Annotated in this window: 19 protein-coding genes and 1 riboswitch; of the genes, 3 read left to right on the top strand and 16 right to left on the bottom strand. The window is 61.1% G+C overall.

The window, feature by feature from the left end:
* The first annotated feature begins 120 nt into the window (after positions 1 to 120).
* Positions 121 to 3,636 (top strand): RHS repeat domain-containing protein, encoded by a 3,516-nt coding sequence (locus AB4Z20_RS20690; protein ID WP_442090509.1) that lies wholly within the window; start codon positions 121 to 123, stop codon positions 3,634 to 3,636.
* Between the two features lie 94 nt (positions 3,637 to 3,730).
* On the opposite strand, the gene AB4Z20_RS20685 is transcribed toward AB4Z20_RS20690, so the two are convergent.
* The 13 genes from AB4Z20_RS20685 to cobO all read right to left on the bottom strand — a co-directional run bounded on the left by AB4Z20_RS20685 (position 3,731) and on the right by cobO (position 19,032).
* A complete protein-coding gene (locus tag AB4Z20_RS20685; RefSeq protein WP_442090508.1) occupies positions 3,731 to 5,197 on the bottom strand; it encodes a hypothetical protein in 1,467 nt (488 codons plus the stop codon).
* 101 nt (positions 5,198 to 5,298) lie between these two features.
* A complete protein-coding gene (locus AB4Z20_RS20680) occupies positions 5,299 to 7,512 on the bottom strand; it encodes an autotransporter outer membrane beta-barrel domain-containing protein (protein WP_320389317.1) in 2,214 nt (737 codons plus the stop codon).
* A 242-nt stretch (positions 7,513 to 7,754) separates the two neighbouring features.
* Positions 7,755 to 9,827 (bottom strand): hypothetical protein, encoded by a 2,073-nt coding sequence (locus AB4Z20_RS20675; protein WP_320389318.1) that lies wholly within the window; start codon positions 9,825 to 9,827, stop codon positions 7,755 to 7,757.
* Between the two features lie 153 nt (positions 9,828 to 9,980).
* A complete protein-coding gene (locus tag AB4Z20_RS20670; RefSeq protein WP_258689126.1) occupies positions 9,981 to 10,712 on the bottom strand; it encodes an adenosylcobinamide-GDP ribazoletransferase in 732 nt (243 codons plus the stop codon).
* 2 nt (positions 10,713 to 10,714) lie between these two features.
* Complete coding sequence (gene cobC, locus AB4Z20_RS20665) at positions 10,715 to 11,290, bottom strand: alpha-ribazole phosphatase family protein (RefSeq protein WP_253477188.1); 576 nt, start codon at positions 11,288 to 11,290, stop codon at positions 10,715 to 10,717.
* Positions 11,287 to 12,342, bottom strand: a complete 1,056-nt coding sequence (cobT, locus tag AB4Z20_RS20660) for a nicotinate-nucleotide--dimethylbenzimidazole phosphoribosyltransferase (protein ID WP_253477191.1) — start codon at positions 12,340 to 12,342, stop codon at positions 11,287 to 11,289. The genes cobC and cobT overlap by 4 nt, the downstream gene beginning before the upstream one ends.
* Entirely contained in the window at positions 12,339 to 12,860 is a 522-nt protein-coding gene (gene cobU / locus AB4Z20_RS20655; protein WP_320389319.1) for a bifunctional adenosylcobinamide kinase/adenosylcobinamide-phosphate guanylyltransferase, read from the bottom strand. Before cobU ends, cobT begins: the two co-directional genes overlap by 4 nt.
* Before the next feature lie 151 nt (positions 12,861 to 13,011).
* Positions 13,012 to 14,463 carry a cobyric acid synthase gene (locus tag AB4Z20_RS20650; RefSeq protein ID WP_442090507.1) on the bottom strand — a complete coding sequence of 484 codons (1,452 nt, stop codon included), beginning with the start codon at positions 14,461 to 14,463 and terminating at the stop codon, positions 13,012 to 13,014.
* A complete protein-coding gene (gene cobD / locus AB4Z20_RS20645) occupies positions 14,460 to 15,452 on the bottom strand; it encodes a threonine-phosphate decarboxylase CobD (RefSeq protein ID WP_253477199.1) in 993 nt (330 codons plus the stop codon). Before cobD ends, AB4Z20_RS20650 begins: the two co-directional genes overlap by 4 nt.
* On the bottom strand, positions 15,445 to 16,353 hold the full coding sequence (cbiB, locus tag AB4Z20_RS20640; RefSeq protein WP_053189701.1) for an adenosylcobinamide-phosphate synthase CbiB: 909 nt from the start codon (positions 16,351 to 16,353) through the stop codon (positions 15,445 to 15,447). The genes cobD and cbiB overlap by 8 nt, the downstream gene beginning before the upstream one ends.
* Positions 16,350 to 17,000: a 5,6-dimethylbenzimidazole synthase gene (gene bluB / locus AB4Z20_RS20635; protein ID WP_253477203.1), complete on the bottom strand. Its 651-nt coding sequence runs from the start codon at positions 16,998 to 17,000 to the stop codon at positions 16,350 to 16,352. The genes cbiB and bluB overlap by 4 nt, the downstream gene beginning before the upstream one ends.
* Positions 16,997 to 18,394: a cobyrinate a,c-diamide synthase gene (locus AB4Z20_RS20630; protein ID WP_253478632.1), complete on the bottom strand. Its 1,398-nt coding sequence runs from the start codon at positions 18,392 to 18,394 to the stop codon at positions 16,997 to 16,999. Before AB4Z20_RS20630 ends, bluB begins: the two co-directional genes overlap by 4 nt.
* Before the next feature lie 11 nt (positions 18,395 to 18,405).
* Complete coding sequence (gene cobO / locus AB4Z20_RS20625; protein WP_214509582.1) at positions 18,406 to 19,032, bottom strand: cob(I)yrinic acid a,c-diamide adenosyltransferase; 627 nt, start codon at positions 19,030 to 19,032, stop codon at positions 18,406 to 18,408.
* Between the two features lie 80 nt (positions 19,033 to 19,112).
* Positions 19,113 to 19,322, bottom strand: a riboswitch (cobalamin riboswitch).
* Positions 19,323 to 19,476: 154 nt separating this feature from the next.
* On the opposite strand from cobO, the gene AB4Z20_RS20620 reads away from it, so the two are divergent.
* The gene (locus AB4Z20_RS20620; protein WP_018612440.1) at positions 19,477 to 20,061 is read left to right on the top strand and encodes a hypothetical protein; all 585 of its coding nucleotides are present in this window, start codon (positions 19,477 to 19,479) and stop codon (positions 20,059 to 20,061) included.
* A 241-nt stretch (positions 20,062 to 20,302) separates the two neighbouring features.
* Positions 20,303 to 21,613: a PQQ-dependent sugar dehydrogenase gene (locus tag AB4Z20_RS20615; RefSeq protein WP_442090506.1), complete on the top strand. Its 1,311-nt coding sequence runs from the start codon at positions 20,303 to 20,305 to the stop codon at positions 21,611 to 21,613.
* Between the two features lie 144 nt (positions 21,614 to 21,757).
* Here AB4Z20_RS20615 and AB4Z20_RS20610 read toward each other — a convergent pair whose 3' ends face one another.
* The 3 genes from AB4Z20_RS20610 to hda all read right to left on the bottom strand — a co-directional run bounded on the left by AB4Z20_RS20610 (position 21,758) and on the right by hda (position 24,002).
* Complete coding sequence (locus AB4Z20_RS20610; RefSeq protein WP_442090505.1) at positions 21,758 to 22,294, bottom strand: C40 family peptidase; 537 nt, start codon at positions 22,292 to 22,294, stop codon at positions 21,758 to 21,760.
* Between the two features lie 164 nt (positions 22,295 to 22,458).
* The gene (locus AB4Z20_RS20605) at positions 22,459 to 23,085 is read right to left on the bottom strand and encodes a C40 family peptidase (protein WP_214509579.1); all 627 of its coding nucleotides are present in this window, start codon (positions 23,083 to 23,085) and stop codon (positions 22,459 to 22,461) included.
* A 212-nt stretch (positions 23,086 to 23,297) separates the two neighbouring features.
* On the bottom strand, positions 23,298 to 24,002 hold the full coding sequence (hda, locus tag AB4Z20_RS20600) for a DnaA regulatory inactivator Hda (RefSeq protein ID WP_003178999.1): 705 nt from the start codon (positions 24,000 to 24,002) through the stop codon (positions 23,298 to 23,300).
* Positions 24,003 to 24,058 lie beyond the last annotated feature (56 nt).

Genomic DNA, 24,058 nt, shown 5'->3' with positions numbered 1-24,058 from the left:
AACACGTATGACACACACGGCAACCTGCGGGTCCGAACCCTTGCCAATGGCGTTATCGAAACCAACGTCTGGTATCCCGCCTCAGGGGGCGATGGCTGTCCAGCCGATCCCGAAGGCTTTGTGCGCAACCTGAAAGAGCAAACCGTCGCCCCGGCCCCGTCCCCCAACGGCCAGGCCCCAATGCTATGCACCCGTTATCGCTACAAGGGCTTGCCGGAACTGGGGGACAGCCTGCCGGAGGAGTGCCCGCCGCAAGACGTGCTTCTGAAACAATGGCTCACGGTTGAAAACCAGACCCTGGTGCAGCTTGGCGCCACCGAAATCGAACTGGAGCGCACGCTGTTCGAGCATGTCGACGACCGCACCGATGCGTTCCTGCATGGCCGCGTCTCGCGCCAGACAGTGACCTTGAATGGCAAGTCGACCCGCGTCGATTATGACTACCGCAAATTTGACAGCCCCCAATTCAGCATGCCCGTGCAGCAAACCACGGAAACGACGAGCACTACGTTCGATAACGCCAGGAAAACCACTGTTCGCCAACATTCGCGACTCACATCGCAAGAACTGATGAATCGGATAGACGGCGTGGAAACTCACTATTACTACGACGTCCTGAATCGATTGACGAAGGAAGTCGTCGCCCCTGATACCACCTACGCGGCCACCCGCAATTATGAATACACCCTCAGCGCCACCAGCGGGCAACAGGCCGAGCACTTGAGCATCAACGCCAGGCAAATCAAGACACGCAGTGTGCTCGACGGATTGGGTCGCTTGATTTTCCAAGAGAGCGACCATATCGGTAGCGATAACTCGAACCGGACGCGACAAACCTATGCGGCCCTTTATAACGCCTGGGGGAATTTGGCTGAAGAGACCGAATATGACTGGCTCGACGGAGAATCTCGGGCGCTCGAGAGCACTTTTCACTATGACGACTGGGCGCAGCAGTGCTATGTGATCGGCCCTGATGGGGTCGAGATCCACCAGAGCCTGGACCCCATCGGTACGTCCGAGTCCCAAGGACCGATCCAGCGCAACTGGAGCCAGAGCCCCGGGCCGGCCCCGATGATCAGCGGCCTAAGCGAGACTTGGCTCAACCTCTTCAGCAAGCCCTCTCGAGTCAGGATCCTGAATTCAGCGGAGCAAGAAGTCGCCAAAGAAACCTACCTCTACGACGGCCTGGGCCGTTGCACCGAGCACACAGACGCATCGCAATACACCACCCATTTCGTTTATGACGCCTGGTCACGCCTGGTCACTAGCACACTGCCCGATGACAGTATCGTCAAACGCAGCTATGCCGAACACAGCACCTTGGAATTACCGGTGGGCATGAGCGTAAGCGCTGACGGCGTGACCGAAACCAGCGTGGGCGAACAACAGTTCGATGGCTTGGGACGCCTGACCCGGACCACGGTCGGCACACGCACGGAGCGCTACACCTACGACACTGAGCAAATGCAGATAAAGACCAGGATCACCCCCGCAAACGACACGATCGAATACGACTACAACCTGGCCCTCACCGACGAACCCGTCAGCAGTCGTGCTCCAGATGAAGACGTGGACTTTACCTATCACTCGACCAGCGCGCGCCTGACCCATGCACGTAATGAGCAAGGTCGCCGCGAGTACGAATACAACACCACCAACCAGTTGCGCGTCGAGCGTTGGGTCGACAATCGAAACACCGCCTGGGAGACCCTTCATTCAAGTTCCATGCAAGGCCGCCAGCTCAAGCGCACCGACTTGAAACAAGACCATAGCGCCGGCCTCGACACTGTCTACGGCTACGATGACGCCGGACGGTTAAATAGCATCCAGCAAGGTCAACTTGAAGCCACGTTCGAATACAACAGCCTGGGGCAACTCTATCGCACCACCACCCAGGACCGGGCGGCGGACAGTACCCTGGTGACCCAATTGCAGTATGACGATCAAGACCGCGAGATATTGCGCACGCTCACCTTGAACCAGCTGTCGCCACGCACCCAGGCGCAAACCTGGCAAGTCGACGGCCTGCTGAAAACCCGGCACCTGCAACAGGACGGGGTCACTCTGCTCAAAGAGACGTTTACCTATGACCCCCGTGGCCGGCTGGTCAAGCATGAATGCGAGGGCAGCACACTGCCCAGGGACAGCGAAGGGCGGGAGATCCGCAGCCAGATCTTCGCGTTCGATGCCCTTGACAATATCAAGCTGACGCTGACGACATTCGCCGACGGTAAAACCGAACGGGCCATGTTCGCCTACACGGACGAGAATAACCCCTGCCAGCTACAGGGCATTACCTATACGCCGCCAAGAACGACTGCGAACCCGACGTTCGCCTACAACCTCAATGGCTGCCAACTCAACGATGAACGGGATCAACGCCTGAGCTATGACAGCCAGAACCGCCTGTTGAGTGTCGAAAGTGCCGCCGGCCAGGTCGTCAGCCAATACCGTTATGACGGCCACGATCATTTGGTCACGTCAAAACAAGGCAATGAAAGTGAAACCTTGCGCTTCTACCAAGAAGAACAACTGAGCAATGTCGATCAGGACGGCCGCCAGACCCACCTTCTCTACCACGCCGAGGGTCCCCTGGGACAACAGGCCTCGGACAACTCACAGACCTTATTGTTGCTGACCGACGCCAATCAGAGCGTTATCGGTGAAAGCCGACAGCGAGACCTGCGAACTGCCGTCTACAGTGCGTACGGGGAACGCCACAGTGACGACACGCTGCGAAGCCTGCTGGCATTCAACGGCGAAGTGCGCGATGAAGCCAGCGGCTGGTACTTGCTGGGCCGCGGCTACCGGGCCTACAACCCGGGACTGATGCGCTTCCACAGCCCGGACTCGTTCAGTCCGTTCGGCAGCGGCGACGTGAATCCCTACACCTATTGCCTGGGCAACCCGATTGCCCTGCGTGACCCCACGGGGCATGAGGCGATCGGTTGGAGTGGCAGACTGCGACGGCCGGATGAGGACATTACCCTGCCATCAGTTGGCGGGGGGGGTATTGAAGGCTGGATTTCCGTGGCGGTGGGGGCGGTGTTCGTGGCGATTGGCGTCGCTACATTCATTGGTTCATTAGGAACTTCAGGCCCAGTCTCCCTTGCAATGATCGCAGTGGGTACCGCTCTCTCGGCAGGCTCCACCATCGCTAGCGCAGTGGCAATCGCGGACAACAATGAGGAAGCCGGTAAATGGGGGCAGTATTTGGGTTACGCGGCGGTGGTTGCGTCGGCGCCCCTGATTGCTCAGAGTGCTTTCAAGGGCGTAAAACCTGCTAGCGCTGCAGGTAAGAATGGCATTGTTGCACCGGTCACTCGACAAGCAGCGCTAGGAATAACAAAGAGTACGGTTCGCATCATAAAAAAATCTCCACTCGGGAAAAAGCCATTCCAGATACCTCGTCCCACTTTAAATCGGGGTGGCGTTAGCGCTGATACTGTGGATAGCAATTGGTTCACAATGCCGCATGCCCGGTCAGGAAAACCCGTCACTATAAATGTAAGCGCCTATGTGAAAGAAATGCATAGAAGGATGAAGGATTGGCAAAATAACCGTATTGGAGTAAACATGCGCCCGACTGCAGGAGCTAAGGATATGTACGTCCCGAATATGGAACTCCGTAAATAAAAGCCCCTATTACCTTCGGCGACAAAACAATCTGTTTTGCCGCCGAAGTCTGGACAGCCCATCCATACCGACAAACCCGCTACCCAGGCAAATCTCAAGCAACCAATGTCGGCGTCAACCTCGGAAAGTCTTTCCAAGTCTGCTTGGCATCGAAGCTCATGCTCACCCGCACCTCAAGCGGACTACCAATCTTGAAACGTTGCAAATCAGTCTTCGAAATTTGCCCGGCAGAAATGCGCTGAGCCACCTCCGGGACCGGGGACTCGGTCAGCACCGGAACCCTGACCTGTTGATTGCCGCTGTCGACTCCTCTTACCTCGACCGTAAGGAATTGGTCGACGGCCATGAAGGTCCAGCGTTCGAGTGTGAAACTGGCATACCCACCATCCGCAATACTCCCCAAGCTCAACCTGCCGCCGGAAACCTTGTCGCACTGAATGGTCGGCAAGCCATTCAACTCATCGACTCGCAAACTGTAGTTGTTCGACTCATGCGGTTCGACGACCCCGGGCTCGAATACCTCGTATCGCACGGAAATCGTCTTGCCCAGGTGCTGGGCGATCTTGTCGTTCGGGATTTTATAGTCCCGCGAGCCTGCGGGGTTCGGAGTGTCGGTACGATACGCCCCCACGGTACCCGGCTCGGCCCATTGCACGAACACGCCCTCGCCGTCGTAAATGACCGCCTCCTGCGGAATGATCACCGTCACGCCATTGACCGCATTAAACGGGTCCAGTACACCGCTCGATGATCCGCCCGGCGCTTCCTTGACCTTGGCAGGCGGCAGGGTGCGGGGAATCGGCGTGGCATCGACATCCAATACAACCGCCACAGACCTAGGGCTGACATTACCCGCGCGGTCCTGCACCTCATACCACACATACCGGGACCCATCGCCCCTGTCCTGTATTAAATCGGCGCTGATCGTAACCACGACGGGATCAGAAAAATTCTGGTCATCAAGTTCGATGACACCGCCTTTATCCAGGGTGCCTGGTGTAGATCCCCAGTACCAGGTGATCCGATCCCAGGGTCGGGGGTCCGTGTATCCCGGGAGATTGGCCTTGACCTCATCATTGTTCTGCTCAAGGTAGCGGGCAGTGAGTTTATTGGGCGGAAGGACTTCGGCAGGGAAAACCAGCTTGCTGTCAGCAGCAAGGACAGGCGGCGTCGTATCGAGGGTAATCTCCAACTCGGCAGAGTCATCAGACTCATTGTTATAAGCCGTCGCCCTGTAGTGCAACCGATGAAGCCCGTCATTACCACGCAGTAGTCTTTGGGACAACGTCACATATCGGTCTGACGGCTCTATGAAAGCGTTCCAAGTTCGGCGATCTACCCAATTCTGGGCACCGTCAAGGAACAGCTCAACCGACTCCTCACCCAACGTCGGATCAGAATTGTCCCATAACACGAACCAAACCTTCAGATCATCATGCGTGGCGGCTTCTGGAAGCAGATTGATTTCACCGCCCGGAATGTTATCTAACAGTTCATCTATGCGGGGTGGAAGTAATTCTCTAGGGTTATCGGAAGACGACTTATCTGCTGACTCGCTCATGAACAAGACTCCTCAAAGAAGCACGAGGACAATGGCCGCAGCCGGTATCCTCGCATCGTGTAAAGAACATTGAACGTGCCGTGCAGCGTCAGCCCATTGAATTACCAGAGATAGCGCACGCCCACGTTGGCCCCCCACGGCTGCTCGATCTTATTGCCGTTGCTGTAATCGAAATCGGCGTGTACCGACACTTTGTCAGTCAACGTCATCGCCACACCCGCACCCAGCTCACCGCGCGAACCGGAGAGGTCATTGCTGAACTTGTTATCGTTGACCTGCACGTCGTTGTTATTGGCGAACTCGTGCACATACGCGGCACGCAGGTACGGCTGCAGCACATTGCCTTCGCCCAGATCGAAGTTGCGCCCAACCGTCGCACCGACCTTGCCCAGCAACGAGTGCGTGCGGTCGCCTTCGGCGGACAAGCCGTTATCCAGGCGATAGTCCTTGCCCTCGATGATCACGCCCGAAAGCTGTGTATACGGTTCGACGAAGTAGTCGTCTTCCAACTTGATGTGACGACCGAACTCCAGGGAGCCACCGACGCCGTGGCTGTCGTAGCTGCCCTTGGCCTTTTTGCCATCGCTCAGGCGGACGTCGGATTCGTTCTGGAAGCGGTTGAACTTGAGCACACCGTCGAAGTAATAGCCGCTTTCCTCGTCCAGCCACGTGGTGTAGGCACCAAGGTAGAAACTGTCGACTTCACCGGTGGTACCGCGACTCAAATCCAGGTCGGACTTGCTGTAGCCACCCATCACCCCCACCAGCCACTGCCCGTCACCGACCGGCAACGGCGCATCGGCACCCAACGACAAGCCCTGCTGGGTTTGCTTATAAGCCACGCCGGAACTGGCGCTGACATCGAACTTGTTACCATAAGCACGCATCCAACCACCGGCCTTGCCTTGGTCCCGGCGCACTTCGCCCATGCGGCTGCGCAAGGTGCTGAGTTCGCCGTACCAGACCGTGGGTGCGGCATTGAACAGCGCCATCACCGATTGGGTACCGGGGCTGATGATTTTCGAAGCGGTATTCAGGTACCAATCATTGTCGCCTTGCTTGATCAGGTTGTAGGAGTAGGCCCCCAAGTCCACCTCACCACCCGCCAGGGAAAACTGGGCATCGCCACCGCCGATGTGAACCACCGGGATGGAAGCGGCGGCGCCGGGTTCCGAGCCACTGCTGTCGAGCGCCACCAGGTGATTGCCGGTGGCTGTCCCGGTCACCGTCAAGGTGTCGACCTGGCCGGTGCTGAAGTTGGTGTGCATGAAGAAGGTGCCGTTGCCCGACAGCTCGCCCACCGTCAATTTGTAGAATTCGCCCGGATTGCCGAACTGGATGCCACCGCCGTTCATGGAGAGTTTTTCGACCTCGCCATCGCCGACCATGATCCAGCGGGCTTCGTTGTTGACGGCCAGGCTCTCGACGTTTTCCAGGCGACCGGTGAGCGTGGCGAAGTTATCGAACACCACGTTGGCGCTGCTGCCATCTTCCACGATGATGTCGCCGACCAGTTGACTGTTATCGGCGCTGAAATTCGCCGAAGAGCCATTGACGACTTCCAGCAGGGTGCCGTTACCGCCCACCAGGGTAGAGCCGTTGTTGACCTGGATATTCACCCGTTCGGTGTTGGTCTGGGTCTGGCCGTCGACGATGATCGCCGAGCCGGCCAGCCCTTCGACACGGGAATTGTCCAGGATCAACGCGTTGTCGGCGGACAGGTTGAGATCGGCGAACAGGTACACACCGTTGAGCCCACCGATGATGGTGCTGTCGGTGGCGGCGATCTTGCCGCCGAAGCTACGCACGCCAATGCCATCGGCGTTGCTGCCAGTTACGGTGGAGCCTGCTTCGAGTGTCAATTGGCTGAGGGCACTGAGGGTTGCCCCCACTTGTCCACCGATGATCTCACTGTCGCTGACCACCGCGGTAGATCCGCCGCTGGCCGTTTGCGCCAGCCGCAGCCCGATACGGCTGCTGACAATTTTGCTTTTATTGGCGATGGTCGTTTCACTGGCAGACAGATCGACTCCGTTGGTCGTGCCCTGAGCGGTGACCTGAGTCCCGTTGAGGGTGATATTCGACCCTGTGGTCGCCCGGATCTGGTGCGTCGTGGCGCCATTGGCCGTCAGCTTGCTTTCGTTCTCCACCAGGTAATCATCGGGCGTGGTGGTGGCGTCGATGGTCTTGGACGCACCATTGTCGATGAGTGTCTGCGCCAGGCCGGTCGGGCTGAGCAACAGCAACGGCGCGAGGGTTGCGAGCTTGAGAAAACGCGCAAGCGGCGTGATAGAGAATGAGTGGCTAACGGGCATGGATAACTCCTGGATAAACAAGCTGTCTGGCAACCGTCGAGCCTGGCGTTTACCGTCTGGGTCCGAACGATCAAAAGGCGGCAATCCTAAGCACTCGCTTCCTGGATATATGTAGGATTTATCCTTGTGTTTGTGAGACTTTTCTTATTGCTTCTACATGAAATATCAATGTTGGCGCCTTTCCTATGGCTCCCCCCAGCAGGCACATCCGGGCAGCAGACGCCCGGGTGCCGGCTTCGAGGTTAAGGCCTTGGGATCTCGCACGGATCATTCGGTCGGTGGAAAGCCGTGCGGGTTGTCAACGGCGTCGATTCAAGCGTCTCCGAGCCGTCATCGTGGAAATACTGGATCTTCGCCCGGCCCCTGCGATTCGATGCGGCGTTCTCGTCATAAAGCGGCAGGATATGGGTCGTGTAAGGTTCCACCCGGATGGTGAAGCCGCTGACAGGTGCACCGGCGGTGCCCAGCACGTAAGTCCGCTCAAATTCCGCGCCGAGGATCGGATCTTCAGGTGCGTTCAAATCCTCCCCTCTCATGGGGGTGAAGACGAACGTGATCTCGTCACCATCCTCAAGCACTCCGGTTAGGTCAGGGATGGCGACCTGGAGCGCGCCATCGGGATCAAGCACCGAGCAGCCTGGATAACCGGTCGGGTTAGGGATGGTGGGAAAACTCGCAGGTGGCAGCTCAACCGCAATGGCATTGACATCGACCAGGGTTGGCGTGGATTCGAGATCATTCTCAATGCCTGGCGCGCTCAATTGATAGTGCACCGGCACGGCCTGGCCATTGCCACCGTCCTTGATGTAGTTCCAAGGGATGTCGACGGTTTGATCCTGGCCAGGTACGTGATCAGGATCTGTATCATCGAAGGTGATCCGGGCCTCAACGACACGCGTGCCATTCCAGAAAAAATCGATGACATGACCGTTAACCGCCTCGGCGTACCAGGTAAAGGTGAATTTCGCGTCCTCGTCCTTGTCGGCCCGCGTCAACTCGTTGGTCCGGCTATCATCCCAATTCTTGACTACGCCTACCGTCAAGCTTGGATGCACCGGATCCGGCCAATCGGGAGATGGCCAGGGAACCCAGGGGATCGGCACCTCGAAATTGACCTCGATATCGGTGTCTTCAGGTCCGAATGGCCGACCTTTACGCACGACGTGATAACTGACGTTGGTCGTCTTGTCGCCGGTGGTGTTTTCGCCGTATTCCTCGAGCATGAGGAGTTTCGGTTCCACCAGTATCTCGATCTTGGGAGGTGGATTGGGGCCAACGGGTTGGTCGGCCAAGGTTGTATTTCCCCACTTCAACCGAATGTCGTCGTAGCTCTTGGGATCGTCATACATGGGAATCCACACGCTCACCCCCGACAAAGCATGCTCAACCACCAAAGGGCCCGGATCTGCCTGGGGGACTTCCGGAACTTTTAGATTGGTCGGTAGCGGCCCGAAGGTGAGGCTTATTTTCTGCCAAAGCGACAGAGCGCTGGGATTGGTCGCCTTGTCGATCAGGACGTAGATGAACACGCATTCGGCATCGCCAAACGCACGAATACGATCGCCGTCGATTTCGATCGGAGTGTCTGAGGTGCCCGGGGGGGGAACATCGTTGAAGAAAATCGGGGAGAGTCCATTCAGGTCCTCGGGAATGTCGGCGGCATCCACCAGGTAAACGGCGATTTTATCCGTAGCTTGCCAATCAGCGTAACCAGGAATTGTGGCAGTCAAACTGCTGCCAGGCGCCAGGTTTGTGTCGTCGAGGTACACGTCCGAAAACTTCAACGCCTCTGGCGGGTCGTGTCTATAAGGTGGTTGTTGATCGATAACGATCGGGGATATTGGTGAATCGTCTTCTTCATCCTGATAAGAGTGGTGGCGATACATAAGACGACACGCAGCAAGTTGCGGAAGATCCCTCGGCTGGATGAGCATCTCGTAAGGAAAGGTTTCCGTAAAGTCGGTAGCACCTGCCGGGATTACAAATTCATGATCAGCCACGACTTCAAAACGACCCGTGCCCCGATCAAGCAGAACTTCAATTTTTTCCGGGGCCTGGGGAGGTGGCAAGTTAGCCCACTTGGGAATTTTTACCTTCATTCCGTTCTTCAGACTGGGACCGTTGATCAGACCAGTCGCAATGTCGACTATAGGATGATCGATGATTATCGACTGATCGCCCAACCCCGACCGGTGCTCGGTGCGCATCCTGAGATAAGCGCTGTGCGCCTCACGTCGCGCCAGTCTGTTATCCGCATTTGCCATGCTATCGCTCTCCCATTGACAACGTTCAGCCGTTGAAACGTCAACGGCCATCCAATTTTCCTGGCAGATCGATAACACCGGACACGACACAACGCTTCCCATCGCTCTGCGCGGCAGCTGAGGCCTTGAGCGAATTAAGCCCGCGTTTTCAATGACGCGATACTGTCAGAGTTGACAGGTCGCCGGGACAAGATCAGGACAAACTCAGCGCAACACCACCCCCACCAACATCGCCATCTCAAGCAATTCCAGCAACGCCCCGGCGGTATCCCCGGTGCAGCCCCCTAGCCTGCGCAGCATCATCTGGCGCAAGCCGATAAAGACCGCCGAGGCGGCCAACAGGGCAACGACACCTGCCCAACCCGCCACCAGCACGCCTCCCAGCGCGCACACCCACAACACCTGCCAACCCGCACGGCGGGGCAGATGATCGGCGAGGGCCTGGCCCAGGCCGCCGGCACGCACGTACGGCGTGGTCAGGAACAGGCCAAGCAACGCGGCACGCCCCAGCACCGGCACGACGATCAAGGTCAACGTCTGTCCCTGCTCGATCAACGCCAGCAGCGCGGTGAATTTGAGCAGCAGCACCAGCACCAGGGTGATCACCGCGATCGGCCCACTGCGCGGGTCTTTCATGATCAGCAACGTACGCTCGCGGTCGCCGAAACCGCCCAACCAGGCATCGGCGCTGTCGGCCAGGCCATCGAGGTGCAGGCCGCCGCTGAGCAACACCCACACGCTCAGCAACAGCGCGGCGTGCAGCAGCAACGGCGTGCCCAGCAGCAGTGCATTGAACAGCCACAGCAAAACACCGAACAACAACCCCACCACCGGATAGAACAACAGCGAACGGCCCAGCTGTTCAGGCTCGGGCATGCCAGGCAGGCGTACCGGCAGACTGCTGAGAAACTGCAAGGCGATCCAGAAGGGCAACATCGTCAATCCGCCTCTTTGAGCACGGGCCCTGCCGACACCGTCAGGGAAAACAGCGCGCCATGGCCGACTTCGACATTGAGCAATTGCTCCCGAGGCAGGCCGCGGGCCTGGGCCAGCAGCAGGCGCATCACACCGCCATGGCTGACCAGCAAGACTCGCTCACCGGCATAGGCCGCGTGCAGGCGTTCGACCGCCGCCAGCACGCGGCTGGAAAACGCCAGCACCGGCTCGCCTTCGGGGGGCGTGAAGGCATAGGGATCGGCCCAGAACTGGCCCAGTGCCTCGGCGTCGGTGTCCATCAGCGCCGCTGCGCTACGGCCTTCCCAGGCGCCGAAATGCAGCTCTTGCAGGTCTTTGTCCAGTTGCACCGGCACGCCGAGTCGGGCACCCAGTTGCTCGGCAAAGCGGGCGCAACGCTGCAACGGCGAACTCACCAGGCGATCCCAGGGGCCGCCTTGCTCGACAGCCGTGTGCATCTGCTCCCAGCCCCTGGCCGTCAAGGCATCGTCGAGGCTGCCGCGCAAGCCACCGCCCAGCTCGGTTTCGCCGTGACGCAGCAGGTCCAGGCGCAAGGTCATGCCGGGCGATCCGCCACGGCCGCTTCGGCAAACGTCGCCATTTGCCCGTGAAGGTCACAGGCCAGGCGCAACAGCGGCACTGCCAACGCCGCGCCACTGCCCTCGCCCAGGCGCAGGCCCAAATCCAGCAGCGGTTCGGCGCCGAGGGTTTCCAGCACGTGGCGATGGCCCGGCTCGGCGCCACGATGGCCGAACAGCAACCATGGCCGGCACGCGGGATTGATCCGCACCGCCACCAGGGCCGCAACGCTGCAGATGAAGCCATCCACCAACACCGCGACGCCCTGCTGGGCGCAGGCCAGGTACGCACCGACCAACGCGGCGATTTCAAAACCGCCGAGGTTGAACAGGGTCTGCAACGGGTCGTGGCCCTGGGCCGCGTGCAGCGCCAGGGCCCGTTCGATCACCTGGGCCTTGCGGCTGACACCCGCCGCGTCCAACCCGGTACCCGGCCCCACCAGATGCGCCACCGGGCATTCGAGCAAGGCGCAGGCCAGGGCGCTGGCGGCCGTGGTGTTGCCGATGCCCATCTCGCCACCAATGAACAAGTGCGTCCCGGCCGCGACCGCACGCGCCACGCTGTCGCGCCCAGCTTGCAGGGCCTGCTCGCCCTCGCTCACCGTCATGGCTGGGCCCTGGACAAAATTCGCCGTGCCCGGCCCGACGTTCAGGTGCCGTACGCCGGGCAGGTCCAGCGAAGGCGTGACGGTGCCCAGGTCCACCACTTCCAGCGACGCGCCCAGTTGCCGCGCCAGGACGCTGATGGCCGCGCCGCCGCTGACGAAGTTGAGCAGCATCTGCCCGGTGACTTCCTGGGGATAGGCCGATACGCCTTCGGCGACCACACCATGGTCACCGGCAAAAATCGCGATCCATAGCTGATCGAGGCTCGGTTTGACCTGCCCTTGCAGGCCGGCCAGTTGCACCGCCACCGACTCCAGCCGGCCCAGGGAACCCGCCGGCTTGGTCAGTTGTTGCTGACGGGCCGTGGCCTGCTCCAGAGCCTGGTTATCGACGGGCTTGCACGGGTCCAGCCACCAGCAATGATTCATAACGCAGTACCTTTGAGAGTCAGGGGCAGGCCGGCGACGGTCAGCACGACGCGCTGACAACGTTCGGCCAAGGCTTGATGCAGCCAACCGGCTTCATCGACGTAACGGCGAGTCAGCTCGCCCAGCGGCACGACACCCATGCCGGTCTCGTTGCTGACAAAAATGATGTCCCCGGGCAGCGTGGCCAGGCAGTCCAGCAGCGCCTCGCGTTCGGCGTTCAGTTGCTCGGGGTCGTCGAGCATCAGCAGGTTGGTCAGCCACAGGGTCAGGCAATCCACCAGCAGGCATTGCCCGGGGGCGGCGTTTTCCCGTAGCACCCGCGCCAGGGCCAGGGGTTCTTCCACTAGCGCCCATTCGGTCGGGCGCCGCGCGCGGTGTTGCGCGACGCGCGCGGTCATCTCGCCATCCAGGGGTTGGCTGGTGGCGATGTAGGTCACTGGCAATTGGGTGTCTGTGGCGAGTTTTTCCGCCAGGCGACTCTTGCCGGAGCGGGCGCCGCCGAGGATCAGTTGCAGCATGGGTCATTACCTTTTATTTGACGGTGTGGCGACTGGCCTCTTCGCGAGCAAGCTCGCTCCCACAGTTGATCCAGGGTGTACATGAATTCGGTGATCATCAGAGATCCAAAGTGGGAGCGAGCTTGCTCGCGAAGGGGCCGGTACAGCCACCTCAAATCCCACAGAGTTCACGCAACAACCGAGTATCCAAATGCTGTTCCACCAGATCCGCCAACCGCTCGATGTCCCGCTCGCGCAACCCGTGGTAATCCACCGCCTGCACATCCTGCAACCCGGCCCAGCGCAACAACGCGCTACTGGCCGCCGGCGATTCAAAGAGCCCATGCAGGTAAGTGCCGAACACCTGCCCGTCGAGACTCTGGGCACCGTCGCAACGGCCATCCTCCAGATGCACTGCGGGGTTTTCCAGGGCCGAGCCAGTGGTCACGCCCGCGTGGATCTCGTAGCCGCTGACCTCAGCCTCTTCCAAGGCCAGTCGCCCGCGCACATTGCGCAATTGCTTCTCGTGTTCCAGGGTCGTTTCGAAATCCAGCAGGCCCAGCCCGGCACTGGAACCGGCCGCGCCTTCGAGCCCCGACGGGTCGTGGACCTGCTGGCCGAGCATCTGCAAACCACCGCAGATGCCCAGCAGCTTTCCACCGTAGCGCAGGTGACGATTGATCGCCGTTGCCCAACCGTTGGCGCGCAAGTAGGCCAGGTCGCTGCGCACGCTTTTCGAACCGGGCAGGATGATCAGGTCGGCCGCCGGGATGGGCTGGCCGGGGCCGATGAATTGCAAGTCGACCTGAGGATGCAGGCGCAGTGGATCGAAATCAGTGTGGTTGCTGATGCGCGGCAACACCGGCACCACCACCTTGAGCACCTGTTCAGCCTTGTCGGTTTGGCGCTGGTCGAGGCCGTCCTCGGCTTCCAGGTGCAGGTCCATCACGTACGGCAACACGCCGATCACCGGTTTGCCGGTGCGCGCTTCCAGCCAGTCCAGGCCCGGTTGCAGCAAGGCGATGTCACCGCGAAAACGGTTGATGATGAAGCCCTTGACCCGCGCCTGTTCGCTGGGCGAAAGCAACTCCAGGGTACCGACCAGATGAGCGAACACCCCGCCACGATTGATATCGGCGATCAGCAGCACCGGGCAATCCACCGCCTCGGCAAAGCCCATGTTGGCAATGTCACCCGCGCGCAGGTTGATCTCGGCCGGCGAGCCGGCGCCCTCCACCATCACCACCGGATAGGCCGCGCTCAAGCGCGCGTGGGAGGCCAGCACGGCTTGCATCGCGATGGTTTTGTAATCGTGATAGGCCACGGCATTCATGGTGGTCACGGCACGGCCATGGATGATCACCTGGGCGCCGGTGTCGCTGTTGGGCTTGAGCAGCACCGGGTTCATGTCGGTGTGCGGCTCCAGCCCCGCCGCCTGGGCCTGCACCGCCTGGGCGCGACCGATTTCGCCGCCGTCGGCCGTCACGGCGCTGTTGAGGGCCATGTTCTGCGGCTTGAACGGCACCACGCTTACACCCTGGCGTCGGACCCAGCGGCATAAAGCCGTGACCAAGGTACTTTTGCCGGCATCGGACGTGGTGCCCTGCACCATCACTGTGGTCATCGGGTGTCCTTGGCGTAGGCCTCTAAGGCCCGTTCGAGGCGCAGGAATTCGCTGTCATCGGCCGGTAGCCCGAAGCGCAGGCTGCTGGTGTTGGTAAACAAGCGCAGGAGAATGCCGCGATGGGCCATGAAATCATGAAGCCCCAGGGCGTGTTCGGTGACCAGCCATTGGAACAACCCGCAGCCGCCCTGCGGCTTGAAGCCGTGGCGTTCGAGCATCAGCGCCAGGCGTTGGCTGGTGGCTTCGCAGCGTTGGCGCTGGTAGGCGTGGGCATCAGTGTCCAGCAGGCACGCCTGGCCCAGCACCCGGGTCGGCCCGCTGACGACCCACGGCCCGACCTGTTCGGCGAGCAACTTGAGCAAGCGGCGCTCGGCCAATACAAACCCCAGGCGAACCCCGGCCAGGCCAAAGAACTTGCCGAACGAGCGCAGCACGATCAACCCGACCAGATGGGTGTGCGCCGCCAGGCTCAGCGCCGGCGTGACGTCCATGAAGGCCTCATCCACCACCAGCCAGCCACCGCGCTGGGCCAGGCGCGCATGCCAGTCCAGCAAGCGCTCGGGCGCCAGGCTCAGGCCCGTGGGATTGTTCGGATTGACCACCACCAGCACGTCGAGGCTGTCGAGAAAGAAATCCACCTCCGACTCCAGCACTTCGCGAACGATGTAGCCGCTGCGGCGCCAGGCTTCGGCGTGCTCGGCGTAACAGGGCGACAAGACACCGACCTTGCCGGCCCGGCGCAGGCGCGGCAACAGCTGGATCGCCATCTGCGAACCGGCCACCGGTAGCACATTCAGCGCGCCGTAATAATCGCAGGCGGCCTGTTCCAAGCCGTCATCGGTTTCCGGCAGGCGCGCCCAGGCCCGCAGGGGAATCGCCGGGACGTCGAACGGCCAAGGCGCCAGACCGCTGGACAAGTCGAGCCAATCCGCTTCGGCAATGCCGTATTGCCGGGCTGCGTTGCGCAAACGGCCACCGTGCTCAAGCATAAAACTCAGCTCCCAGGCAGAGAATCAGCAGCCATAACCATACGCCGCGCTGGACCAATTGCCAGCCGCGATCAATGGCGTCGGCACTCGCCGGCACGCCCTCGCCCAGCGCTGGACGTTGATGCAGTTCGCCGTGGTAAACCGCCGCCCCGCCCAGCTCGACACCCAGCGCTCCGGCACCGGCGGCCATCACTGGTCCGGCGTTGGGGCTGTCCCAGGTCGGCCCCTGGGTGCGCCAGCACTTGAGCGCCAGACGGGTTTTGCCGAGCAGCGCGTAGGTCAATGCCACCAGGCGCGCCGGAATATAGTTGAGCACATCGTCGATTTTTGCCGCCGCCCAGCCGAAGCGCTCGAAGCGTTCGTTGCGATAACCCCACATGGCGTCGAGGGTATTGCTCAGGCGATACAACACCACGCCGGGCGCGCCGGCCACGGCGAACCAGAACAACGCGGCGAACACCGCGTCGCTGCCATTTTCCAGCACCGATTCGGTGGCGGCGCGGGCCACGGCGGTTTCATCCAGCTCAGCCGTTTCGCGGCTGACCAGATAGCCGACACGCTTGCGCGCCTCCTCCAGATCGCCGCTGCGCAACGCCCGCGCCACCGGCTCGACATGTTCACCGAGACTGCGCAGGCCGAGGGCACAGTACAAGGCGAGGATCTCCACCAGCCAGCCCACCATTGGCGCCCACGAAAGGGCCGTGGCGAGCAAGGTCAACGGCACCACGGCAATGATCCACGCCGTCACCCCATGGCTGCGCCAACCACGTCCGCCGGAATTGAAACGTTGTTCGATGCGATCGGCAAAACCGCCGAACGCCACCAGCGGATGCCAGCGTCGGGGCTCGCCCAGCAATGCATCCAGCGCCACTGCGGCGGCACTGAGCAACGCCACACTCATGGGCTCACTCCCCAATGGTTTTCATACAGCAGTTCATTGAGCGGACGCGGTTGCGCCCACCCTTCCAGGGCGAGCATCGGCGCCGGGTAAAAACCCTCGACCGGGCCCAAGCAGAGGATCGCCAGCGGCTTGGCCCCAGCGGGTAGGCCCAGCAGGTCGGCCAGGGCCTGGGGTTCGAACAGCGACACCCAGCCCATCCCCAGCCCTTCGGCGCGGGAAGCCAGCCACAGGTTCTGGATCGCGCAGGACAGCGAGGCCAGGTCCATTTCCGGCAAGGTCCGGCGACCGAAGATGTGCCGCTCACGATCTTCCATCAACGCCGCCACCAGCACTTCGGCGCAGTCGTCGACCCCTTCGACCTTGAGCTTCATGAATTCATCGCTGCGCTCACCCAGGGCCTCGGCGGTGCGAATGCGTTCCTGCTCCACCAGTTCGCGGATCTGTCCACGCAAGGCGCGGTCACTGATGCGGATGAAGCGCCATGGTTGCATGAGGCCGACGCTGGGGGCCTGGTGCGCGGCTTCCAGCAGGCGGCGCAGCAAGGCCGGCTCAACCGTGCCACCGCTGAAGTGGCGCATGTCGCGGCGTTCGGCGATGACGCGGTAGATAGCGTCGCGTTCGGCCTGGGAGAAAGCGGTGTCGGTCATGGCCTCTTCGCGAGCAAGCTCGCTCCCACATTGGCTAGCGTTGCACTTGAGATCACGGGGTCCCCTGTGGGAACGAGCTTGCTCGCGATAGCGGTCTCAGGATCAGGCGCAAACAACGCAGCAATCGCCTTGGGATTGGACGGGAAATAAAAATGAACATAGGAAGCCGTCATCCGCCCCTGCCGGAACACCGCTTCCGCCCCGCGCCCGCCATTGGGGCTATGGCCACGGGCAATCGGTTCAAGCTCGGTGCTGGTCAGGGAATGATGATAGGTATGCCCACGCAAGGTGCCTTCCGGCAAATCCACCGCTTGCAGCGCCAGGGCTGCCAGGCGCTTTTGCATCTGCGCATCACCGGCCAGCAAACCCAGCAGTTCGGCGCGCACGCCTTCGACATCGGTCAATGAATCGAGCAGATACAACATGCCGCCGCATTCGGCGAGCAACGGTTTGTCGGCGGCCTGGTGAGCACGGATCGCTGCCAGCATCGGCGCGTTCCCAGCCAACGCAACGTGGTGCAGTTCCGGATAACCGCCAGGCAAATAAAGGCTGTCCGCCTCGGGCAGTTCGCTGTCATGAATCGGCGAAAAGAAACACAACTGCGCGCCCATGGCCCGCAGCAGATCAAGGCTGGCGCCATAGGTGAAGGCAAACGCTTCGTCACGGGCCACAGCAATGCGCACCCCGGCGAGCCACGGCTCAACGGTGATCACCTCAGGCGCGGCGAACTCCACCGCTGGCGGCAGCGCCACTTCGCAACTGCCGGCCAGGGCCTCGGCGGCCACGTCGAGGCGCGCGTCCAAGTCGTTCAACTCGCTGGCCTGGACCAACCCGAGATGACGACTGGGCAATTCGATGCCGGTTTCCCGAGACAGCGCGCCGTACCAGCGCAGGCCTTCGGTCAGGCTGCCTTCGAGCAATTGCGCGTGGCGCAAGGTGCCGACCCGGTTGGCCAAGACCCCGGCGAACGGCAGGTCCGGTTGATAACGCGCCAGGCCCAGGGCCAGGGCGCCGAAAGTCTGGGCCATGGCCGTGCCATCGATCACCGCCAACACCGGCACGCCAAAATGCCGCGCCAGGTCGGCGCTCGACGGGGTGCCGTCGAACAGCCCCATGACCCCTTCGATCAGGATCAGGTCCGCTTCGGCAGCGGCTTCCCACAACAGTCGGCGACTTTCCTGCTCACCGACCATCCACATGTCCAATTGATAGACCGGCGCGCCACTGGCCCGCTCCAGGATCATCGGGTCGAGAAAATCCGGGCCGCATTTGAATACACGCACCTTGCGTCCCTGGTTGCGATGCAACCGGGCCAGCGCCGCAGTGACGGTGGTCTTGCCTTGGCCCGAGGCCGGCGCTGCGATCAGCACCGCCGGACAGCGGCGGCGGGTCATGGCGGGATCGCTCACAGTTCGACGCCTTTCTGCGCCTTGATACCCGCCTGGAACGCGTGCTTGATCATGCCCATTTCAGTCACGGTGTCGGCCAGCTCGATCATCTCGGGCTTGGCCCCACGACCGGTCACCACCACATGCTGCATCGGTGGGCGGGCCTGCAGATCGCTCAGCACCTGATCGAGGTCGAGGTAACCGTGCTTGAGGGCTATGTTCAACTCGTCGAGCACCACCAGGCCGATGGACGGATCGCTGAGCAACTGGCGCGATACCGCCCAGGCGGCTTCGGCGGCGGCGATGTCGCGCTGGCGATCCTGGGTTTCCCAGGTGAAGCCTTCACCCATGACGTGAAAGCGCACCTGCTCCGGGAAGCGGCGCAAGAACAGCTCTTCACCGGTACTGTTGCGCCCCTTGATGAACTGCACCACGCCGCACTGCATGCCGTGGCCCATGGCCCGGGCCAGCATGCCGAACGCCGAGCTGCTCTTGCCCTTGCCGTTGCCCGTCAGCACCAGCAACAAGCCGCATTCATTCGGCGAGTTGGCGATGCGCTCGTCGATCACGGCTTTCTTGCGCAGCATGCGCGCCAGGTGGCGTTCGTCGCGATCGGATGCATCGATCGTGGGGGAGTCGGTCATGGGGAAGCCTCCGTTGGGATTGGATAACGGCGGGCGGGCACAAAAAAAGACGGCAACAAGCCTGGCATCGCCCACCGTGATGCCGTTGGATGAATCAGGCCGGTCTCCGGGCTCATGAGCGGCGCAATGCCGGTCTGTGCGCCTTCCCATGTCTGGCGACACAGTGGCTTGAGCACAGCGTTGACTCATTTACCGTTGCGGGGGCAGCGCCGGGTTCGTGTGCACTCACCGGCTTCCCTGTTTCACTCTGTCGACCACAGCCACAGAGCACCTGAAACAAGCGGCGAAGGTTAGAGGGTTGGGGGTGGAGCGTCAATTAAAGCCGCCTGTCGGGGCGATCATTGGCGCCGATCAATAAAATGACGGCAATCTTGTGGGATTCTGCGGCAAGTGATATCAAAGCGACATTACGACCCGATATCACAAGAACAAGAGGGCAAAAGCATGCAAGGGATGATCATCAGCAATCCAAAACTGGAATTCCTGCGCCCGGCGCTGGAACGCTGGTTTGACTGTATCGACCGCTACAACGCGGTGCGTGGCGATAACGACACGCCTTATTGGTTCGATGAAAAAGCCAACCTCGGCTTGCTCTCGGCCGCAGCCTGGATGGCCGAGATGGTCACGCTGCAGAACGCCCCGACCCGCAAGCAGAATGAAGAAGGCGAACGCAACGTCAGCGCCGATCTGTTCATCGCCAGCACCGAGGAGCGCGCCTTCATCCAGGCCACCCAGCGCTGGCCCAAGGTCAGCAACCTGAACCTGACCCAGCCGCTGCTGGAAGCCACCAGCGATGCCAAGCGCATCAGCTACGCCAGCGATCTGAAGCTGGGCTGCCTGTTCGTCTCGCCGCAAAAAGCCCAGCAAAGCGCCACGCCCGAAGAATTGCAGGACATGATCGACGACCTGCAGAAGGAAAACACCTGCGCCGTGGCCTGGTACTTCCCTTACGCCTACCGCAAGTTGCGCAACGAAGCCGGGCATTACCATCCTGGCATCGCGGTGCTGTTCAAGCAGGCCCACGGTTGATTCATTGCACACTGGGAACTGTGGAAGAAACTGTGGGAGCGAGCTTGCTCGCGATAGCGGTGTGCCAGTCAACATCAACACAGGCTGATACACCGCCATCGCGAGCAAGCTCGCTCCCACACTGGATTTTCAGCATGCACAAAATCCAGATACTGCCTGGCTGACAGGCCTACCCACGGTTGAACCATCGCGCGTCTACGCTCCTCTATGAATAACTACATGCATTTATAGGGAAGCCAGCATGCTCAAGCCCCCCCACCTCCTGATCGTCGCCCTTGCCGCCGGACTTGTCGCTTGTGGCGAGTCGTCCACCTTGCAAGTGTCCGACGGCACCGGCCCTGCGCCGAAACTGCCCGAACCGAACAAGACCCTGATCCCCACCGTCAACATCGCCGAAGCCGTCGGCTGGCCGCAAGGCGCCAAGCCAACCCCGGCCCCGGGCCTGCAAGTGGATGCATTCGCTGAAGGACTGGACCATCCGCGCTGGCTCTATGTGCTGCCCAATGGTGATGTGCTGGTGGCCGAAACCAACGCCCCGCCCAAGCCGGACGACGCCAAGGGCATCCGGGGCTGGGTGATGAAAAAAGTCATGGGCCGCGCCGGCGCAGGCGTACCCAGCCCCAATCGCATCACCCTGTTGCGCGACGCCAATCACGACGGCATCGCCGAAACCCGCACGGTGTTCCTGGAAAACCTCAACTCGCCGTTCGGCATGACCCTGGTCGGCAATGACCTCTACGTGGCCGATACCGACCGGCTGATCCGCTTCCCCTACAAGGACGGTGACACGCAAATCCAGGCGCAGCCGACCAAGGTCGTCGATCTGCCCGGCGGCACACTCAACCATCACTGGACCAAGAACGTGATTGCCAGCCGCGACGGCAGCAAGTTGTACGTCACCACCGGTTCGAACAGTAATGTCGCGGAAAACGGCATGGAGGCGGAAGAAGGTCGCGCCGCCATCTGGGAAGTGGACCGCGCCAGCGGCAATCACCGCATCTTCGCCTCGGGCTTGCGCAACCCCAACGGCCTGGCCTGGGAACCCCGTAGCGGCGCACTCTGGACGGCGGTGAACGAACGGGATGAGATCGGCAGCGACCTGGTGCCGGACTACATCACGTCGGTCAAGGACGGGGCCTTCTATGGCTGGCCCTACAGCTACTACGGGCAGAACGTCGATATCCGGGTCGAACCACAGAACCCGGCCCTGGTGGCCAAGGCCATCGCCCCGGACTACGCCGTCGGCCCTCACACCGCCTCATTGGGCCTGACCTTCGCCGAGGGCAGCAGCTTGCCTGCACCGTTTACCGAAGGGGCTTTCATCGGCCAGCACGGCTCCTGGAACCGCAAACCCCACAGTGGTTATAAAGTGATTTTCGTACCGTTCAACGGCGGCAAGCCGGCGGGGCAACCCGTGGATGTGCTGACCGGCTTCCTCAACGCCGACGAAAAAGCCCAGGGCCGGCCAGTGGGCGTGGTGATCGACAAGCAGGGGGGATTGTTGGTGGCTGATGATGTCGGGAACAAGATCTGGCGTGTTTCGAAGAACTAAGGACTGGAACCGAACCGTGGCGAGGGAGCTTGCTCCCGCTGGGCTGCGCAGCAGCCCCAAGCCTTTTGCGGTTGCTGCGCAACCGAGCGGGAGCAAGCTCCCTCGCCACAAGAGCCACTCCAGCAGAGTCGATCTTCTTAATCGTCAGGGATTACGCGCCAGATGCTCCGGCTGCAGCACACGCTTGGCGCCCAGGTAAGCCCTCTGCCAATAAGCCTTGGACAGGCTATCGAGCTTGACCGTGCCACCCGTGGCCGGCGCGTGAACAAAACGCCCCTCACCGACATAGATACCGGCATGGCTGACCTGGGCGCCGCCGTTGGTGGCAAAGAAAATCAAATCGCCGGTCTGCAAGGCTTCCTTGCCGACATCCGGGGCGCGCATGCCGATCATCTCGCGGGTGGAACGCGGCAGGGAAATGCCCGCAGCGTCGCGGTACACATAGCCAATCAGGCCACTGCAATCAAAACCCGAATCCGGCGTGTTACCACCCCAGCGATAAGGCGTGCCCACCAGGCCAAGCGCCCGGAAGAGCACATCTTCGGCGGCCGGGGAAAAGGGTTGCGCGGGAGCAAAGACCACCGGAGCCCGCACTGGAGCAGGCGGCGGTGGAGTGCGGCTGGCGCACGCGCTGAGCAGCGCGGCGAGGAACATGAGAGCGAGGCGGGCCGACGTCGACATATGCAGAACAATCCTGATCTGGATGCGGCTTTTCTGCCGTGGGCATGAAAACAAATCCGCCTGCGGAGTACGCAGGCGGATTGCCATCAAACAATGATCAGGATTCTAGCGACTATATGGCAAACTTCAAGTAAGACTTTAAGTTTGCCTTACAAACTGTGTGCTTACTTGCGGGCAGTGACCACAGTCGGTGCCATGGCGAGGGCGCGCTTGGCTTCGATGAAGGTTTTGTTCCAGTAGCTGTCGCCCAGGCTGTCGATCCGCACGCCACCGCTGCGGCGGCTGCTGGAATGGATGAACTGGTTGTCGCCCAGGTAGATACCGGCGTGGCTGACACGACCGCGACGACCGTTGGTGCTGAAGAACAGCAGGTCACCGGGTTCAAGTTGGTTGCGAGCCACCAGTGGGGCGTTCACGTTGATCATTTCGCGAGTGGAACGCGGCAGGTTCATGCCGGCCTCTTCGCGGAACAGATAACCGATGAAACCGCTGCAATCGAAGCCGGCTTCAGAGGTACCACCAAAACGGTAGCGGGTACCGATCAACGACATCCCGCGTTCCAGGATGCTGTCAGCCAGCACTGGAAGCTGGTAAGGCTTGCTGCCGGCGAAGGCTGCGAGCTCTTTGTCGGAGGCCATTTCTTCCTGGAACGCAACGGAGGAAGACTGGGCGGTAACGGAGTTCTTGACCTGAGGTTGTGGCGCTTGCTGGGTCACTGGAGAGTGGGCAGCGCAACCAAACAACAGGGTAACAAGTGCGAGAGGCACGAGGGGTGCGAAGCGATTTAGCATGGGCACGACCGTGGCTGAAGTAGTAAAGATGGCGAGACTATGCCTTCTATCAACCTCATTTGCAAATTCAATCGATGCAAATGTGACTTCTCGGTTTTACGTTTACATCTAAGCGCTTAAGCCCATTTTGAACGTCACGTGGCCTGCAGCCCAGCAGGACCGCGGGTTTCGCCGCGCCCAGAGCAGGCCAAGAGCCACTATTTGCAACGGTTCTACCAGCCCAAAGTTTCTTTCAAAAAAGGAATAGTCAGCTTGCGCTGGGCCTGGAGTGAGGCCTGGTCGAGGCGTTCGAGCAGTTCGAACAACGCGCTCATGCTGCGGGTGCCCCGGGTGAGGATGAAATGCCCGACTTCGTCGGTCAGGTGCAGGCCACGCCGGGACGCGCGCAGCTGCAAGGCACGAAGTTTGTCTTCGTCGGACAGCGGGCGCATCTGGAAAATCAGCGCCAGGGTGAGACGGGACTTGAGGTCCGCCAGCTTCACCGGCAGCTCCCGTGGCGACGTCGACGCGGCGATCAGCAAGCGCCGACCGCTGTCGCGCAACCGATTGAACAGATGAAACAGCGCTTCTTCCCAGTCAGCCTTGCCGGCCACGGCCTGGAGATCGTCCAGGCAGACCAGTTCGTACTGCTCAAGGTTGTCGAGGATTTCAACGCCGCGATCGAGCAACTCGGCCAACGGCAGGTACACCGCAGGTTCGCCCAATTGCTCGAACCGCAGGCACGCGGCCTGCAACAGATGCGTGCGCCCTACCCCGTCCTTGCCCCACAGATAGATCAGGCTTTCGGTCCAGCCGGCGTCGGCTTCGCAAAGCCGCTCGACATAGCCGAGTGCAGCGGCATTGGCGCCTGGGTAGTAATTGATAAAGGTGGCGTCATCACGCAGACGCACACCTAGGGGCAGCTGAATCGGTTTCATGCTGACTGAACAGTTCCTCGGGAACCGTTAGTGGCCTCTGTGTAAAGTGCGCAAAG

It is taken from the genome of Pseudomonas sp. KB_12 (assembly GCF_052114545.1).
Lineage (GTDB): Bacteria > Pseudomonadota > Gammaproteobacteria > Pseudomonadales > Pseudomonadaceae > Aquipseudomonas > Aquipseudomonas brassicacearum.
Note: the sequence above shows the minus strand (reverse complement) of the source record. Positions and strands in the feature narration are given on the sequence as shown.

Coding starts and splice junctions, on each gene's coding strand:
- AB4Z20_RS20685 (WP_442090508.1), bottom strand. CDS start 5,197: ATGAGCGAGTCAGCAGATAAGTCGTCTTCCGATAACCCTAGAGAATTA.
- AB4Z20_RS20680 (WP_320389317.1), bottom strand. CDS start 7,512: ATGCCCGTTAGCCACTCATTCTCTATCACGCCGCTTGCGCGTTTTCTC.
- AB4Z20_RS20675 (WP_320389318.1), bottom strand. CDS start 9,827: ATGGCCGTTGACGTTTCAACGGCTGAACGTTGTCAATGGGAGAGCGAT.
- AB4Z20_RS20670 (WP_258689126.1), bottom strand. CDS start 10,712: ATGTTGCCCTTCTGGATCGCCTTGCAGTTTCTCAGCAGTCTGCCGGTA.
- cobC (WP_253477188.1), bottom strand. CDS start 11,290: ATGACCTTGCGCCTGGACCTGCTGCGTCACGGCGAAACCGAGCTGGGC.
- cobT (WP_253477191.1), bottom strand. CDS start 12,342: ATGAATCATTGCTGGTGGCTGGACCCGTGCAAGCCCGTCGATAACCAG.
- cobU (WP_320389319.1), bottom strand. CDS start 12,860: ATGCTGCAACTGATCCTCGGCGGCGCCCGCTCCGGCAAGAGTCGCCTG.
- AB4Z20_RS20650 (WP_442090507.1), bottom strand. CDS start 14,463: ATGACCACAGTGATGGTGCAGGGCACCACGTCCGATGCCGGCAAAAGT.
- cobD (WP_253477199.1), bottom strand. CDS start 15,452: ATGCTTGAGCACGGTGGCCGTTTGCGCAACGCAGCCCGGCAATACGGC.
- cbiB (WP_053189701.1), bottom strand. CDS start 16,353: ATGAGTGTGGCGTTGCTCAGTGCCGCCGCAGTGGCGCTGGATGCATTG.
- bluB (WP_253477203.1), bottom strand. CDS start 17,000: ATGACCGACACCGCTTTCTCCCAGGCCGAACGCGACGCTATCTACCGC.
- AB4Z20_RS20630 (WP_253478632.1), bottom strand. CDS start 18,394: ATGACCCGCCGCCGCTGTCCGGCGGTGCTGATCGCAGCGCCGGCCTCG.
- cobO (WP_214509582.1), bottom strand. CDS start 19,032: ATGACCGACTCCCCCACGATCGATGCATCCGATCGCGACGAACGCCAC.
- AB4Z20_RS20620 (WP_018612440.1), top strand. CDS start 19,477: ATGCAAGGGATGATCATCAGCAATCCAAAACTGGAATTCCTGCGCCCG.
- AB4Z20_RS20615 (WP_442090506.1), top strand. CDS start 20,303: ATGCTCAAGCCCCCCCACCTCCTGATCGTCGCCCTTGCCGCCGGACTT.
- AB4Z20_RS20610 (WP_442090505.1), bottom strand. CDS start 22,294: ATGTCGACGTCGGCCCGCCTCGCTCTCATGTTCCTCGCCGCGCTGCTC.
- AB4Z20_RS20605 (WP_214509579.1), bottom strand. CDS start 23,085: ATGCTAAATCGCTTCGCACCCCTCGTGCCTCTCGCACTTGTTACCCTG.
- hda (WP_003178999.1), bottom strand. CDS start 24,002: ATGAAACCGATTCAGCTGCCCCTAGGTGTGCGTCTGCGTGATGACGCC.